This window comes from Edaphobacter sp. HDX4 (genome assembly GCF_036877565.1).
GTDB lineage: Bacteria > Acidobacteriota > Terriglobia > Terriglobales > Acidobacteriaceae > Edaphobacter.
Genome location: NZ_JAEDXW010000010.1, coordinates 160,645 through 175,599 on the forward strand (window position 1 = coordinate 160,645; position 14,955 = coordinate 175,599).

The window sequence follows — 14,955 nt, forward strand, 5'->3', positions numbered from 1 at the left end:
TACCGGGCGCCGGAGGAGCCGATGCCTCCGAATACGATTCTGCTGTCCGGAATGATGCGTGAACTGTCAGCGACGCCGGGATTTACCGATGCGTTACTCAGTCAGCTGAACGGAGATAAGCAGGGCCCGGCGTTGATGTCTCCATCGCTCATCAAGCGGCTGCGCGAGCTGATTTTAGGAAAAGACTGGAGCGGGCTGGACCGCTTTCCGGGATGGACCCTCAGAGGGATCAATCCGACGGTGAAGATCGCCGGAACATATTTTGTGAAGAAGGACGATGGCACCGCTTCACAGAACGAGAGCGCGAGCGAGCATGCTCCTCTTGAAACGGGACGGGTGACGAAGGACCTGGTTCGACGCTTTATCGACCTCGGACCCTACACGTTTGAGCAGGAAGAGACCATCGATCTGAACAAGCCCTCGACGCTGCCTGGATTCGCGACGGATGGGATCGTCTTTGACATGGGAGCCGGAGTGACGCGCGGCGATGGCCCAAATCCGCGTCTGGCGCCGATGCATGCAGACAGCCAGCGCATGGCGGATGTTCTAAATCGTCTGAGTGTGAACGGGCTGACCGGCGCGGCCTCCACATCGGTTGCGATTGGCGAAGAGACTGCTTCCACCCCGGAGGAACTCATCGCGTCCCTCATGAAGACGGGACACACGGTCACGGTCTTCGATGCGCGCTACTTCGCAAACTTCGGGCACTTCCATTACAAGCAGCCAAAGGCAGAGCAGGCGCTTGAGGTGATGATGCCCTTCTGGATCGATTCGCAGATTCAGATTCCGGGCGAGAAGCGCTCATTGCTGGTGCCGGTGAGTCACGCGGAGTACGAGTGGGAGATTCGTGGACCGAAGATTAACGCGAATGTGAGCTGGTACTTCGGGATCGACGGCAAGAGCGAGTTTCGCACGATGGACACGCTGGACCAGGCGTGGGTGCTGGGACGTCATGCGCACACGTATCGCGATAAGGATGCGATCGAAGTGACGCGTCTGGTTGGAGAGATGGTGGTTGCCTTTATGCGCCAGCATCTTCGCCGGCCCGATCTCCCCTTCGGTGGCTATTATCCTCTGGGCGTCTGCCAGGATGGTGTGGCGGCAATTGAAAAGAAGATGACTGGGGCCGCGACGCTGTTTCCAAACACGGCGGATGTCTCGCTCTTCGACGATCCGCGCGACGCCGAGGTCAACGCGATGATGGCTGCGATTCCGAAGGACACCAACTTCGGCCTGCCATCTCCGGAACGAATCTTCGGTTCGCTTCCAACCGATGACCTGAACGCAATTACGATCCCCGGGCTTGCAGATGATCTTGCGCGGGTGAAGAGCGCGTGGCAGTCAGGCTCGCTTGAGCGAACATCGTCATGGTGGCATCGCATGATGGTGCAGCTGATGGCGGCTGCAGCGGCGTTGTTCGTGGGTGGCATTGCGTTGTTGCGGCGGCGAAGAAGAGCTCACCGAGATACGTGAAAGTCAATGTGAGGATGCAACTCACGGAATGACTTATGCCTTCTCAAATAAATTGGGAGGATAGTCATGGCAACTAAAAAGGCAAGTAAAAAATCTTCGAAGAAAACATCGAGCAAGAAGAGCACGAGTAGAAAGAGTCCCAGCAAAAAGGCAACGAAGAAGACAGCATCGAAGTCGACCGCTCGCAAGACATCTGCAAAGAAGTCCCCAGCGAAGAGGTCGTCTTCGAAGAAGAGCTCGGCGAAGAAGTCAAGTAAGAAATCCAGCTCCAGAAAGTACAGCCCGTCAGCAAGCAAGAACGTCGAGCGCGAGATGCACGAGATGAAAGAAGGAAAGCTGAAGATGGGTCGCAGCGGTAAGAAAGTGACCAATCCCAAGCAGGCCATCGCGATTGGATTGTCTGAGGCGCGACGGGAGGGCAAGAAGGTTCCCAAGAAGAAGAGCTAGCTGACCTGAGGCGCGGCTCCTGTTTCACCGTTCGCGTCGATGGATCTCAACTCATCTCTCACAAGTGCAAGGTGAACGAGGAATTTACCGATTCATTCACCATTCGCAGAAACAACGTAAGAGTGACGTTCTCCACAAGCCGGGCCAGAGACATCGCATCTGCCTCTGGCCCGTTTCTACAAAACTCAACGACAACTTACTTTGCAGGAGTAGACGGCGCTGCAGCCGCTGGTGCCGGAGTAGAGGCTGCGGGAGCGGCGGCAGACTTTCCTGAGTCACTCGTCGATGCGCTGGAGCCGTTGGATTCAGAGCCGCCCTTGGTCTCAGACGACTTGGAATCAGCAGACTTGGGTTTCGAGTTCCCGTAGCCGTCCGCGTACCACCCTCCACCTTTAAACGTTACGGCGGGCGCCGAAAGGACACGCTCGAGATGGCCGCTGCAGTGCGGACAGACCGTAATCTCCGGATCGGAGAACTTCTGGATCTTCTCTGTGCGCTGGTGACATTCCGTGCATTCGTATTCGTAGAGAGGCATGGCTGCGATTGTTCCTGTGAGTGATGGTTTGCGATCCCTGCCGGGGGGCTGGGACCGATATCTTCTCTGATTCTAATTGAGCCTGAAAAAGAAAGGCCCCGCACAATGATGTGCAGGGCCGGTGGGGGGTGTCTGGTGCCTACAGCTTACCCAGCTCGATCAGGCGAACGCTCGCGATAGCCTCCACCTTGCGCAGCGCCTCGACGGCGGCGTTGGCGGTGGCAGCGTTAGGTACGTCGATCTGCACGACGGCCAGAGCCTGTCCCTGGGGAACGCGCTGCGAGCGGGTTGAGCGGCCAAGGGCAAAGTTGGCGATGTTGACCGAGTGCTCGCCCAGGATGGTTCCGATGCGCCCGATGACTCCGGGTACGTCGTGGTTGCGGATGGCGACGAGGGTGCCGGTCAGCGGAGCCTCAATGTCAATGCCATCGTAGGTCAGCAGGCGGGGCGAGCTGCCATGCAGGACGGTCGCGGAAGCGGACGCATCTCCCTCAGACGAGTGCAGGGTGAGCTTGAGAACGGATCCTGCTCCGCCGGTCGTAAACTCCTTCTTATCTTCCTGAACCCGCACACCACGCTCTTCTGCAACCGCGGCTGCGTTGATGCGATTGGCAGTGTTTTGCGCCTCGCCATTGCCTTCAGATCCGGCGAAGATCCCGGCCAGCGCAGCATTGCGAACCAGTTCGGTCTTGCCCGACGCGAGCCGCCCGGTGTAGCTGATCTGGATATTCTCCAGATTGCCCGGGGTCGCGTGCGAGAGGAACTTGCCCAGACGCTCGGACATGTCGATGTACGGAGCGATCTCGGTGTACTCCTCGTGAGTCAGCGAAGGCACGTTGACGGCGTTCTGAACGACGCCAAGCTTCAGATAATCGCGGACCTGGCGTGCCAGCTGGATTCCAATGGCCTCCTGCGCTTCGTCGGTCGATCCGGCGACATGAGGCGAGAGGATGACGTTGTCGAGCGAAAAGAATGGGGAGTTCTTCAACGGCTCCTGATGGAAGACGTCGAGTGCGGCTCCGGCGACCTGCCCGGACTTCAAGGCATCGGCGAGCGCCTGCTCAACGATCAGCTCGCCGCGGGCGCAGTTGATGATGCGAACGCCCTTCTTCATGATGGCCAGAGAGGTTGTGTTGATCAGGCCCTCGGTCTGCGGGGTTAGGCCGACGTGCAGCGTCAGGTAGTCGGAGCGGCGGAAGATCTCGTCGATCGGCACCAGGGTAACGTCGTTCTCGCGTGCGATGACGGGCGCGATAAAGGGATCGTATCCGATCAGCTCCATCCCGAAGGCGCGGGCGCGGCGGGCGACCTCAAGACCGATCCGGCCCAGGCCGACGATGCCGAGGGTCTTTCCGCGCAGCTCGCGACCCTGAAGCGTCTTCTTCTCCCACTTGCCATCGTGCATCGTCGAGTTTGCGCGGGGAATGGATCGCGCCAGCGAGACCATGAAACCGATAGTCAGCTCGGCGACCGCAATGGCATTTGCGCCAGGGGTATTCATGACGACGATGCCGCGGCGGGTAGCAGCATCGGTATCGATATTGTCCACGCCTACACCGGCACGGCCGATGACGCGAAGCTTCGGTGCGGACTCGAGCAGCTTGGAGTCTGCCTGAACGGCAGAGCGAACGACCAGCCCGTCGGCGTCAGCCAACTCGGACGGAAGTCCGTTCTTGATTTGATCGGAGGTGATGATCTGCCAGCCAGGCTCCTGCTGGAAGACGGCGAGGGTTGCAGGGGAGACTTTTTCAGCGATGACGATCTTCATGTAGCTTCTATTCTAACCGCGAAGGGAGCGACTCCGGTTCGGCCGGGTCAGCTTCAGCCAGACCCCGTGAGAGACCGCCATCCCGGGTGAGGCTCGTCAGGTGACGTTCCGGGTCGCATGGACGGGTACGAAGCTCATTTGCCCTTCCCGTGGGCGATTCCCAGATCCTCCACCACATTTGGGTCGCTTTCTTTCAGCTCTTCGAGAAGCCCTTCATCGGAGAGGTCGAGGGGGTGAGCCTTATCCCAATCCTCATGCAAGGTTTTGCGGAGGCGTTTGAGGATAGGTTCGTCATCTACCTCGATGGCCAGCTCCCGTCTGCTGTCGAAGCTGCCGGGGGCGAAGTTGATGGAGCCGATGATGGCCCGGGCATCGTCGGCGAACAGAAGCTTCGCATGCAGCTTGATGTGCTTCAGCTTCCGGATCGGAATTTCAAGGTCCTGAAAGATGCGAAGGCCGCTGACTCCCTCGACCAGCTTTTCTTTCTTGAGCTTGTGCGGGGGGCGCGCCATGACGTGAATTTTGACGCCGCGCCGGAAGGCCCGAACCAGGTGCTCGATGATGACGGGGTCCTGGTATCGCTCGTTCTGGAGCCAGAGCGTATGTTTTGCGCTGTCGATCAGCTCGCAGAGGCGCTGGCGGCCGTTTCCGATACACCAGATCAGGTGAGAATGCTCGCCTGAGGTGAACTCCGTGCGATTCCAGTCAGCGTCGAAACACTCTATGACCTCCTCAACCTCATGTTTGTGCAAGGTGACGATCGCGTAGTCGCGTGTCTCGGTAAGGTTCCGCGTCTCCCAGTTGAGCGATTCGATCAACGCTGTAGCATCGTCTACTACCATCGACTTCTCATGAGTCAGGTCAAAGCGGGGGTTGGCGTCCTTTACATCGACTCCCGCCTCCTCCAGCAGCTTCCTGGTCTCGTCATTCTCCTTTTCGCCGTCGCGGCGTTCCGGATTCAGCATCACGCGCACCTTCACGCCGCGCTTGTGCGCGGCTATGACTGCTTCCAGCAGTGAGGGATCGGAGAAGACGAACATTTTGACACGCAATGAGGACTGGGCGCCTGCGATGGCGTTGAGCAGCGGCTCGGCCGAGTCATCGGGCAGGATAATGATGGAGCGGGACATCGGTTTCCTTCGCTTTAGCCGGAGAGTGCCTTGGAGATAGCCCGAAAACTATACCATTCTACAAAACGGCAGGTTGTGTGCCTGTGTCGAACTGGGTGCGATAGAGATCGGCATAGATTCCGCTCCGTTCGAGAAGCTGCTGGTGCGTGCCGGCCTCGGCCACGACGCCATCAGAGATGACCAGGATCTGGGTGGCATCGCGAATGGTGGTCAGGCGATGGGCGATCGCGATGACGGTCCGTCCTTTCATCAGCGTCTCGAGGGCATCAATAACCAGCTTTTCCGATTCGCTGTCGAGCGCGGCAGTCGGCTCGTCCAGCAGCAGAATAGGGCTATCGCGCACCATCACGCGAGCGATTCCGATGCGCTGCCGCTGGCCTCCGGAGAGTGTAGAGCCGCGCTCGCCGACGATGGTGTCGTAGCCCTGCGGCATGCGTGAGATGAACTCATCCGCGTTGGCAAGCTTTGACGCTGCAATACTCTCTTCGCGTGTCGCCTTGGGGTTGCCGAAGGCGATGTTCTCGAGGATGGTCCCGTGGAAGAGGATCGTATCCTGCAGAACGTATCCAATGTGATCGCGCAGGTCTTTGATGTTGTAGTCGCGGACATCGACCCCATCCATCAGTGCCATCCCTGCGGTTACGTCGTAGAAGCGAGGGATGAGGCTGACCAGAGTGGACTTTCCGCTGCCCGTTGGACCGACGATGCCGACGAACTCGCCGGGCTGTATGTGGAACGAGACATCCTTCAGGATGAGGTCGGCCGGATCGTAACCGAAGGCAACGTTGCGGAATTCGATATCGCCGCGGATGGTCTCCGGCTCGATCGCGTCCGGCTTCTCAGGGAGGATGGAGTCGGTGTCGAGGATTCCGCGGACTCTCTCTACTCCGACGGTGACCTGAGCGATGGCATTGGTGGTTGTTGCCAGATCCTTTACCGGTTTGAAGAAGCGACTCAAATAAGCGAGATAGACAGTGAGCGACCCGACCGTCATGGCTCCAGAGAGTATCAGCGCAGCCCCGCGCCACAGAACGATGGCCGTGCAGACGGAGACGACAATGGTGACAACCGGGGACAGCAGGGCCTTGACGCTGCGGGCCTTGAGAGCGGCGCTGACGGTGGCCTGACTGACGGTCTGAAGCATCTGCTCCTCCGCCGGCTCCTGACCGAAGGCCTGGACCACCTGCATGGATTCCAGCCCCTGCTGGACGACCGCCATAATCTCGCTCTGCTCCTTGCGCACCTCGTGAGTGGCAGCTTTGACAGCCTTCTTGAAGCGCGAGACGAAGAAGAGAAGAAACGGTGTGACCGCGACTGCGATCAGCGTGAAGTCCCAGTTGAGCCAGAACATCAGCACCAGCATGCTCAGAATGGTGAGCATGTCGACCACGATGTTCAGCGTGGAGGAAGAGGCGAATCCCTGGATGGTCTGGATGTCCGTCGTCAGAGTGCTGATGATAGGACCGGTCTGGTGCGTGTTGTAGTAGTCCAGCGAGAGGCGCTGCAGGTGGTTGTACATGCGCATTCGCAGGTCGTGGGCCACCCATTGTCCTGCGCTCTCGGTGTAGTAGTTGTCGATGTACGAGGCGAGCGCGCCAAGAGACGCGATCGAAACGTACAGGCAAGCTGCGACGAACGCGATGTGCATCCGGCTGCCGTGTTCCAGCAGCGGCCCCAGAAGGCGGTGCATCCATGGAGCCATGTGGTGATCGCCGACGACATTATCGAGGATGATCTTGAGCGGCCAGGGCGCGGCGAGACTCATCAGAGTCTCGACCATCATCGCCATCAGGATGATGACCAGAGTGCCGCGGTAGGGTCGGACCAGACCACCGATGAAGCGCAACATACAGACTCCTCGAGTGTCCGAATCGTAGCGGAAGATCGGAGCAGGGAGAAGAGATTTCTGCGGATTACGGTCGCTTCAGTGCAGACGAGATCGGGAAGCGGGCAGCTGCGCCGGACTCTCGTTCAGCCTCTTACGTCCGCGTGCGCCGGCCCTCCCAGGCGAAGAGAAGGAGGACGACAAGCGCGGCGATTCCCACATAGGGCCAGACGTTCTTCAGGTGTTGGTGCCGTCGGCCGGCGACGGCATAGGTCTGGTCGCTCATCCGCAGATAGCTTCCGCCGGTCGCAAGCGTGCCCGCCTCCGTGCTTCCTGTGCCGCCGTAGTAGTAGCGATAGGACGCACTCTGTTCCGGCTTTCTGCCCAGAACGCGTTGTTCGCCGTTGCTGTGACAAAAATCATCGTCCACGACGATATGGTGCTCGTCGACGCAGCGCTGCATCTGCGGCTTGCGGCAGCCGGTCGCGGCGGCGAGGGAGACGACGGCGAAGAGGGTTGCAGTGATCCTGGGGGAGCGTTTCATGGTGTAGACACAGATCCATTTCAGGTCGTGACTGTTCAGGTCGTGATTGCGATTCTACGAGAGGGTTTTTATCGCGACGTCTGCAGGGTACCCCCCCGTACATTATTGTGCAAAATCTTCACAACAAATGAGTTAGGCTTGGACCTCTGTTTTTACGACTTGTGCGTGAACGACTCTGCGGTCTCGGCGCATATTGTCCTTACTTCTATTTTAGAGAAGGGAGGGAAATTGCCCGGCATTTTACCGGCGAGGAATTTAACCCGCGAAGTGGCTTCATTTGTGCCGGTTGGCGTTTGATAGAGAGGTGCGCAGGAGTTGACAACTTCTGGGTGGGGTCAGGGAAGAAGACCTCAGGGCTCCGCTTCTTCATGACGTCGCCTTCGGCAGCTGTTCGACTGCGTGTGGGCGGGTGTTGAAGCCGTTCCTTGGCTGGGCAGATCAGAAGTAACCGCAGATCCTTCGACTCCGCGCTGACGCGCTCGGCTCAGGATGACACTCCAAGTGGGTTGGCGCTGGTCAGTACCTCAGTAAGTTGGTCGGTGCCTGAGTAATGTTGGCGGTGCTGAGTAAAGTTGACGGTGCCGAGTAAAATTGGCGGTGCCTGAGTAAAAGAGAATGCCCACACCCATCGAATCAGGGTGTGGGCATTCTCTCAGTTCGATACAGGTGTTACTTCGCGCCTTCGGCGTAGACCTTTTGCGCGGCGATGAGGCCCTTGCCGAACTCGAAGCCGGGGAGCGGCGTCTTCACCTTTGCGATGACCTGCTCGAGTGCGCCGATGATGGCGATGGTGTCCATGTAGTCGAAGAAGCCGATGTGGGCGATGCGGAAGAGTGAGCCCTTCATGTCGCCTTGGCCGTCGGTGACGATGGCTGCGAACTGCGACTTGAGGCCTTTGACCAGCGTTCCGGAGTCGGTGCCTTCGGGAGCCATGATGGCGGTGGCTGCTGCGGCTTCGGAGCCTTCGGGAGCGAAGAGTTTGAATCCCAGCGCCCTGGCAGCAGCGCGAGTCATGGCGGCGCAGGTCTCGGCGTTATCGACGAGCTTCCTGCGGCCCTCGGCGAGATTTCCTTCGGCCTGTCCGGCGATGTAGTCCAGCGAGGCTCCGAGAGCAGCGATCAGCGCGACTGACGGCGTATAGGCGCTCTCGCCCTTCAGTGCGTTCTTGCGCTCCTTGCGGAGATCGAAGTAGTAGCGGGGATTGTAGGTGGACTCCATGCGATCCCACGCGCGCGAGCTGACTGCGAGATAGCTGAGGCCGGGAGGAATCATGACGGCCTTCTGCGAGCCGCCGATGAGAACGTCGACTCCCCAGCCGTCCATGTCGAGGTGGGTGGTGCCGAGACCGGTGATGGCGTCGACGATCAGAAGGGCCTCGGACTTCTCGGACTTCAGCAGCTCGGCGATGCCCTTGATGTCGTGACGGACGCCGGTGGAGGACTCGGTGGCCTGAACGAACACGGCTCGGGTCTCAAGCTTCAGGCCAGCCTTGACCTCGTCCATCGTGAAGGTCTGTCCATAGGGCTTCTCAACGACGTCGACGTGGCAGCCGAAGGCCTTGGTCAGAGCGGTCCAGCGCTCGCCGAACTTTCCGGCTGTGAGGACAAGAACGCGGTCTCCGGGGGAGGTCAGGTTGGAGACTGACGCCTCCATGGCTCCGGTGCCGCCGCTCGAAAGGATGATGACGTCGTTGGTGGTTCCGACGAAGTCCTTGAGCTGGGCAAGAACACGGGTGTAAAGGGCGCGGAACTCAGGCGTACGGTGGTGAATATCGGCGGCTGCCATGGCGAACTGTGCCGCGGGAAGCAGGGGCGTGGGCCCCGGAGTGAAGAGGCGCGTTTTCCGGATCATGCCTCTATTGTAGCGACGCACGCGCAGGGCAGGAGGCGTTCTATGATGAAGAGTCAGTCTCAAGGGACCGAAGGAGAGGTACGAAATGACGATCGGAAAGAGGATCGACGCCGACATTATCTCGGCGATGAGGGCGAAGGAGGAGCACAGGCTGACGACCCTGCGTATGGTGAAGTCGGCGCTGAAGAACAAGGAGATCGATAAACGCGCAGAGCTGACCGATGCCGAGCAGTCGCAGATTCTTTCTACGCTGATCAAGCAGCGCCGGGAGTCCGTCGAAAGCTTTACCAAAGGCAACCGCCCTGAGCTGGCCGAGAAGGAACGTGCCGAGATCACGATGATCGAAACTTACCTTCCGCAGGAGGCTGGAGAAGACGAGATTCGGAAGGTGGTTGAGGGCGCGATCGGACACCTCGCGGAGGGCGGGAACAAGCCCGGCCCCAGGGATATGGGAGCCGTCATGAAGGTGGTGCAGCAGCGGATTATGGCCAATGGGCTGCGAGCGGACGGCAAGCTGGTCAGCGAGATCGTTAAGACGGAGCTGGCGAAGTAAGAGGCTCGGAATTGTGAGCGGGTCTCTTTCCGCAGAGGGCGCGGAATGGTCGGTTGAAACGCAGATCCTTCGACTGCGCCCTTTGGGCTTCGCTCAGGATGACACTTTATCCAGGATGACAATGCTGACGCGCTCCGCTCAGGATGACACTTTTATCCAAAGGTGACATTTGTGTTCAGCCACCCTTTCTACATACCTTCAGGTGAGGGTGTCATCTCGAGTGGAGCGATGAAGCCCAGCCTCTGCAATGCCGGTTACAGAACACACCCTTGTCAAGCCCAGCAGACTCGTTCATCCAGCCCAACTCGCTGACTCAAAACGTGAAACGCCAGTCTATAAATCTGCCGATTCGATCGATTCCGATTGTTATTCTTAAAGAGTCGGATTAGATTGTGAACGAAATGGGAAAGGGCCCTTGTTTGGCTCTTTCCCATTTTCTGTTTACGAGGAGGGGTGAATGGCGAACTTCAAGTACGGTGCAAGCGGTCTGGCCCTCACGGAGAGATCGGAGAGCCTGCGACTGGATGCCTACCAGGACAGTGTCGGAGTCTGGACTATAGGGTACGGACATACCGGCACCGACGTGCGAGAGGGACTGACGATCACGGAGGAGCAGGGAGCGGTCCTGCTGTCGGCGGATGTGGCCTGGGCGGTGACTTGTGTCAACAAGTTCGTAACCGCGGCGATCAACCAGAATCAATTCGATGCGCTGGTGGACTTTACCTTCAATCTCGGAGGAGCCAGCCTGGCGCAGTCGACGTTGCTGCGGCTGTTGAACGCCGGAGACTTTGCAGGTGCTGCAGCGCAGTTTCTGCGGTGGAACAAAGCCGGAGGCAAGGTGCTGCGAGGTCTCACGATCCGGCGCCAGGCGGAGATGGATCTCTTCAACACACCTGTCGCGCAAGCAAAGGTAGGTGCTCCGCTCCAGGCTGTTGCCTCGCCGTTGCGCCTGCTGCGTCCTGCCGCAACTGCTCGAAGGCCACCTGCGAAAAAGGCCGCGAGTCCCTCTGCTACGTAGGGTGATGAACGGTCTGAGCAGCAGATCTGTGGCTGGTCTCGCGGACACAATCATCACCACCGAATGAGGAGATTGGCGATGGATAAGGACGGAAAGATCTGCTACATCGAGATGCCCGCGACGGATGCTGCGCGCTCGGCAGATTTCTACAGCCGGATCTTCGGATGGAAGATTCGGAAGAGGGGCGACGGAGCTACGGCGTTCGATGACACCACCGGGCAGGTCAGCGGTGCGTTCATCCCAGGCAGGCCACCCCAGGAGGCTGGCCTTGTGGTCTACATCATGGTCGATGATGCCGAAGCGACTTTGGAGAAGTTGAAGGCGAATGACGCCGCTATCGTCCAGCCGATCGGTGGCGATCCGGGTGAGATTACGGCACGTTTTCGCGACCCGGCAGGGAATCTTATGGCGATCTACCAGACGCCGAAGCCATAGCTCCCCAGCAAGTGGGCCGATATTTTCTTCCGACTTCAGTGTCGCTTCGCCCAGTTGACCTCGGCTCCGGCCATGATGGTGCGGCCCTGCAGGGGGACGCCGGGAACCTCCTGGTAGGTCGTATTGGTGATGTTGAGGAGGCGAACGTAGGGCCGGATATGTCCTCGGTTTCGCGCGAGTGAGAGGTCCCACAGAGGGTACGGCGACTGCATCGTCTTCTGGATGACAGCAAGCTGCGAGCGGGCAACGATCTGCGCGGGAAGCTGTCCGCTCCACGCGATCAGGGCAGATTGTGCAGCGTAGTTGAAGGCGTACTCAGAGATGAGTCCCGGTGGAGGCGAGGTCGCCTGAACAGCGGTGTAGCCAAGTTGAAGCTGCTGGGCGCGGGGAAGGCGGACCCGCATGTTGGCTTCGCCGCCGTTGTACGCAAAGTTGGCGACGTTGACTGCCTGCCAGGGGTGCGAGAGATCGTATTTCGAGTAGTCGATACCGTTCTTCTGGTGAAGGCTGAAGCCGGTGGCGCTCAGGGTGAGCGCGCCGCTGGAGGGAGTCCAGGCGAGGCCTCCTTCGTAGCTCCAGGAAGACTCGGGTTTGAGGTTCGGGTTGCCGATCGTCGCGGGGTCGGCATAGTAGAGGTCGAGGTAGGTCGGCAGGCGGTAGCCATGTCCTACGGAGGCTCGCAGCCTGAGTGTGCGGGTCAGAGTGTAGGCTGCGGCAATGTTTGGGGAGAACACCGAATCGCCGCCGGAGAAGACCTGTTCGCGGGCTCCGAGCGAGAGAGAGAAGCGGCCGAGCGCGCGCAGCGAGAGATTCGCGTAACCGGCACCCTGGTTGCGGGCGTGAACTCCAAGATTGGTGCTGTGGATGGAGTCTCCGTTGGCTTCGAGGCCATAGGAGAGCGTCGTGTTTGCGCCGATGGTATCGGCGCGTCGGAGAGCGCTTTGCCAGGCTGAGGTGACGTGGTTGTTGCGGTAGTAGTTGGGCCGATCCAGCAGAAGGACGAAGAGGTCGGTGTGGCGGCGGTAGGCGAAGCTCGCCGAGGTCTTCTGGCCGAGTTGCTGCTGCAGGGCGGCGTACCAGCCCTTGGTGCGCTCCCAGGAGTCGTAGTTGCCGTAGAACTGGTTGGCGCCGTAGGGACGGTCGCTGCCTGCAAGCAGAATGTCGGTGGTTCCGGGCTTGAGCACGGTCAGCCAGGTCTCCGACGAGAGCGCGTTGCTCGAATAGTTGCGGTCGGGCATGAAGCCGTTCGAGGTGTCGCGGCTTCCGGTCAACTGCTCGCTGATGCGGCGGGTGCTGAGGTCGGTGCGCAGATGATTCTCGAGCGAACCGTAGTTTCCGGCGCCCGACTTTGCGATGAGCGAGAGACGCGGCTCCTCCGGCGGACGCTCGGTGATCAGGTTGACGGCACCTCCGATGGCGTCGGAGCCGTAGAAGGTAGAGCCGGAGCCGTGCAGCACCTCGACCCGCGAGAGGGCATCGAGCGGAATGGGGATGTCGAGGTTCATGTGCGCGGTCTCGGGATCGTTGATGCGAAGACCGTTCAGCAGCACGAGGGATTGCTCAAAGGTCGTTCCGCGGATCGAGAGGTCGGCCTGCACTCCGGAGGGAGCGCGCGACTGCAGGTTGATGCTGGTGTCCTGGCGCAGGTAGTCGGTGACGTTGTTGTAGAGCAGCGGCTGCTCGCGTGTGTCCAGCGTCATTACGGAGCGGTTCGACTCCGACAGTGGAATCGGTGGGATTGCCGTGGTGACGGTCACGGTCTCCTGAACGGGGGCTGCCGTCTGGGGTGACGGAGAGTTCTGCGCCACGAGAGGCGAGGATGCAAGGGCGATCAGGAGAACCGGTCTGAGGGGAATCACAGAAAGATGATCTCCGATCTCGAGAGTGTTCGCGGTGTAGTTTGGTTGTATCGTAAGTAGTTGAGCCGCTAAATCAAGTCGCTCATAGGTTCATAAGGAGCAGGTCGCCATGCGAATCGAATCATTCCTGCAGCAGAGCCCGGCCTTTCAGGCGAGCCGGATCGCCCGTCGCATGGAGACTTCGCTGAATACTCTGCTGAAGCGGGAGGGGCTGACCTTCGCGGAGTCGCTGACGCTGGCTGCGATCTTTCTGGAGAAGAAGCGTGTGAGTCCGTCGGAGCTGGCGCGCACGTTCGAGACGACACGAGGAAACGTGAGTCACGTGATCTCATCGCTGGAGGCGAAGCGCCTGGTACGACGGCGCATTAACGGCGAGGATGCTCGAGGATTTCTTCTGGAGCTGGAGCCGGCAGGCAGAAGGCGAGCGGCGCGGGTGGCGGCGATTCTCGACCGTATCCAGGCCCTGATGGAAGAAGAGATGGGCTCGTCGGGGCTGGAGTCGATGCTGCGGCAGATGACGGAGCTGGAACAGTTATGCTCCCGCCTGACGGAAGGCGGGGAACAGACAAGCCGTTAAAGCTCCTCATCCCATGGCGGCGCCGTGCCGGAAGGCGTATAGTTTCGCGCCACGAGGTGACCGCTATGCCAAAGATACTCGTCGCACTGACGCTGCTCGCCCTTTCCACGCCGCTCTTTGCCAAAGACCCATTTGCGGGAACCTGGAAGCTCAATGCGGAAAAGAGCAGATACACCGCCGGGACCAAACCCAGCGATGTGACCATCGTTATCGAAGACCAGGGGAACACGATTCAGGTGACGGCCACCGGTACCTACGCGGACAGCTCTCCGCTCTCAGTGAAGTACACCATGCCCGCGCAGGGTGGGCAGGGTACCCCGGAGCAGGGAGATTTTGATGCCATCACTGCGAAGATGATCAACGACCATGTTCGCGAACTTCGATACATGAAGAATGGCCAAGAGCTGCGAACGCGTCGCCTGGTGGTTTCGAAAGATGGTAAGACGATGACCACCACGGTCAACGGCACCGATCCCAAAGGCAACAAGCTCGCTGGGACCGATGTCTTCGACAGGCAGTAACTACGGCCTCACTCGGGGATGATCTTCACGAAGACGCCATCGGGCAGGGTCTGCCCGCCGAGCACATGCACTACGCCACCGCGCGTGAAGCCGCGCAGCATGACGTCGGACGCCGTCTTTGGTCGGGCATCGGGATCGGGCGGGGTCGAAGATTTGGTGGGATAGGGTGTCGCCTTGAGTGGTTCCGGTGCTGGCTGCCCGGCGGGGTGCGGGCGCTTCATGCCGCGGTCCATCGCCTGATTCGCCAGCCGGTCGGCGTCCTTATTCTTATGCCGCAGGGCGTGGCTGATCTCGAAGGCATCCAGCCGGGCTATGCGGTTCTTCGCCTCTTGCCACAGAGGCTTGAGATCTGGCGAGTTGACCCGGTACTTGCCCTGGATCTGCTTGACCATCAGCTCGGAGTCGGAGACGACACGCAG

At 59.8% G+C, this 14,955-nt stretch carries 15 protein-coding genes; 7 read left to right on the plus strand and 8 right to left on the minus strand.

Annotated features, from left to right (window positions below; genetic code table 11):
- Positions 1-21 precede the first annotated feature (21 nt).
- Positions 22-1,473: a hypothetical protein gene (locus tag JAO29_RS11740; RefSeq protein ID WP_334268409.1), complete on the plus strand. Its 1,452-nt coding sequence runs from the start codon at positions 22-24 to the stop codon at positions 1,471-1,473.
- Positions 1,474-1,539: 66 nt separating this feature from the next.
- Positions 1,540-1,920, plus strand: a complete 381-nt coding sequence (locus JAO29_RS11745; protein ID WP_334268410.1) for a DUF6496 domain-containing protein — start codon at positions 1,540-1,542, stop codon at positions 1,918-1,920.
- Between the two features lie 196 nt (positions 1,921-2,116).
- Here JAO29_RS11745 and JAO29_RS11750 read toward each other — a convergent pair whose 3' ends face one another.
- The 6 genes from JAO29_RS11750 to JAO29_RS11775 all read right to left on the minus strand — a co-directional run bounded on the left by JAO29_RS11750 (position 2,117) and on the right by JAO29_RS11775 (position 9,573).
- Positions 2,117-2,455 carry an FmdB family zinc ribbon protein gene (locus tag JAO29_RS11750; protein ID WP_334268411.1) on the minus strand — a complete coding sequence of 113 codons (339 nt, stop codon included), beginning with the start codon at positions 2,453-2,455 and terminating at the stop codon, positions 2,117-2,119.
- Between the two features lie 139 nt (positions 2,456-2,594).
- A complete protein-coding gene (gene serA, locus JAO29_RS11755) occupies positions 2,595-4,223 on the minus strand; it encodes a phosphoglycerate dehydrogenase (protein ID WP_334268412.1) in 1,629 nt (542 codons plus the stop codon).
- 134 nt (positions 4,224-4,357) lie between these two features.
- Positions 4,358-5,353, minus strand: a complete 996-nt coding sequence (locus JAO29_RS11760) for a phospholipase D-like domain-containing protein (protein WP_334268413.1) — start codon at positions 5,351-5,353, stop codon at positions 4,358-4,360.
- A gap of 58 nt (positions 5,354-5,411) precedes the next feature.
- On the minus strand, positions 5,412-7,202 hold the full coding sequence (locus JAO29_RS11765) for an ABC transporter ATP-binding protein (protein ID WP_334268414.1): 1,791 nt from the start codon (positions 7,200-7,202) through the stop codon (positions 5,412-5,414).
- Between the two features lie 130 nt (positions 7,203-7,332).
- Positions 7,333-7,722 (minus strand): hypothetical protein, encoded by a 390-nt coding sequence (locus JAO29_RS11770; RefSeq protein WP_334268415.1) that lies wholly within the window; start codon positions 7,720-7,722, stop codon positions 7,333-7,335.
- A 669-nt stretch (positions 7,723-8,391) separates the two neighbouring features.
- Positions 8,392-9,573: a pyridoxal-phosphate-dependent aminotransferase family protein gene (locus JAO29_RS11775; protein ID WP_334268416.1), complete on the minus strand. Its 1,182-nt coding sequence runs from the start codon at positions 9,571-9,573 to the stop codon at positions 8,392-8,394.
- An 85-nt stretch (positions 9,574-9,658) separates the two neighbouring features.
- Between JAO29_RS11775 and JAO29_RS11780 the strand changes: the two genes are divergently transcribed.
- From JAO29_RS11780 to JAO29_RS11790, 3 genes are all read left to right on the plus strand, one after another.
- Positions 9,659-10,126, plus strand: coding sequence for a GatB/YqeY domain-containing protein (locus JAO29_RS11780; RefSeq protein WP_334268417.1), 468 nt, complete (start codon positions 9,659-9,661; stop codon positions 10,124-10,126).
- Positions 10,127-10,583: 457 nt separating this feature from the next.
- Positions 10,584-11,144: a lysozyme gene (locus tag JAO29_RS11785; RefSeq protein ID WP_334268418.1), complete on the plus strand. Its 561-nt coding sequence runs from the start codon at positions 10,584-10,586 to the stop codon at positions 11,142-11,144.
- A gap of 78 nt (positions 11,145-11,222) precedes the next feature.
- Positions 11,223-11,579, plus strand: coding sequence for a VOC family protein (locus JAO29_RS11790; RefSeq protein WP_334268419.1), 357 nt, complete (start codon positions 11,223-11,225; stop codon positions 11,577-11,579).
- Between the two features lie 35 nt (positions 11,580-11,614).
- On the opposite strand, the gene JAO29_RS11795 is transcribed toward JAO29_RS11790, so the two are convergent.
- A complete protein-coding gene (locus JAO29_RS11795) occupies positions 11,615-13,438 on the minus strand; it encodes a TonB-dependent receptor plug domain-containing protein (protein ID WP_334268420.1) in 1,824 nt (607 codons plus the stop codon).
- Between the two features lie 109 nt (positions 13,439-13,547).
- Between JAO29_RS11795 and JAO29_RS11800 the strand changes: the two genes are divergently transcribed.
- Positions 13,548-14,015, plus strand: a complete 468-nt coding sequence (locus JAO29_RS11800) for a MarR family winged helix-turn-helix transcriptional regulator (RefSeq protein ID WP_334268421.1) — start codon at positions 13,548-13,550, stop codon at positions 14,013-14,015.
- Between the two features lie 65 nt (positions 14,016-14,080).
- Positions 14,081-14,536: a hypothetical protein gene (locus JAO29_RS11805; RefSeq protein WP_334268422.1), complete on the plus strand. Its 456-nt coding sequence runs from the start codon at positions 14,081-14,083 to the stop codon at positions 14,534-14,536.
- 8 nt (positions 14,537-14,544) lie between these two features.
- Here JAO29_RS11805 and JAO29_RS11810 read toward each other — a convergent pair.
- Positions 14,545-14,955 (minus strand): reverse transcriptase-like protein (locus JAO29_RS11810; protein ID WP_334268423.1); only part of this gene is annotated, 411 nt, incomplete at its 5' end.

Excerpts from the sequence above, each read along its gene's own strand:
- JAO29_RS11745 (WP_334268410.1), top strand. The coding sequence starts at position 1,540 with ATGGCAACTAAAAAGGCAAGTAAAAAATCTTCGAAGAAAACATCGAGC.
- JAO29_RS11800 (WP_334268421.1), top strand. The coding sequence starts at position 13,548 with ATGCGAATCGAATCATTCCTGCAGCAGAGCCCGGCCTTTCAGGCGAGC.
- JAO29_RS11785 (WP_334268418.1), top strand. The coding sequence starts at position 10,584 with ATGGCGAACTTCAAGTACGGTGCAAGCGGTCTGGCCCTCACGGAGAGA.
- JAO29_RS11740 (WP_334268409.1), top strand. The coding sequence starts at position 22 with ATGCCTCCGAATACGATTCTGCTGTCCGGAATGATGCGTGAACTGTCA.
- JAO29_RS11750 (WP_334268411.1), bottom strand. The coding sequence starts at position 2,455 with ATGCCTCTCTACGAATACGAATGCACGGAATGTCACCAGCGCACAGAG.
- JAO29_RS11805 (WP_334268422.1), top strand. The coding sequence starts at position 14,081 with ATGCCAAAGATACTCGTCGCACTGACGCTGCTCGCCCTTTCCACGCCG.
- JAO29_RS11775 (WP_334268416.1), bottom strand. The coding sequence starts at position 9,573 with ATGATCCGGAAAACGCGCCTCTTCACTCCGGGGCCCACGCCCCTGCTT.
- serA (WP_334268412.1), bottom strand. The coding sequence starts at position 4,223 with ATGAAGATCGTCATCGCTGAAAAAGTCTCCCCTGCAACCCTCGCCGTC.
- JAO29_RS11760 (WP_334268413.1), bottom strand. The coding sequence starts at position 5,353 with ATGTCCCGCTCCATCATTATCCTGCCCGATGACTCGGCCGAGCCGCTG.
- JAO29_RS11770 (WP_334268415.1), bottom strand. The coding sequence starts at position 7,722 with ATGAAACGCTCCCCCAGGATCACTGCAACCCTCTTCGCCGTCGTCTCC.
- JAO29_RS11765 (WP_334268414.1), bottom strand. The coding sequence starts at position 7,202 with ATGTTGCGCTTCATCGGTGGTCTGGTCCGACCCTACCGCGGCACTCTG.
- JAO29_RS11790 (WP_334268419.1), top strand. The coding sequence starts at position 11,223 with ATGGATAAGGACGGAAAGATCTGCTACATCGAGATGCCCGCGACGGAT.
- JAO29_RS11780 (WP_334268417.1), top strand. The coding sequence starts at position 9,659 with ATGACGATCGGAAAGAGGATCGACGCCGACATTATCTCGGCGATGAGG.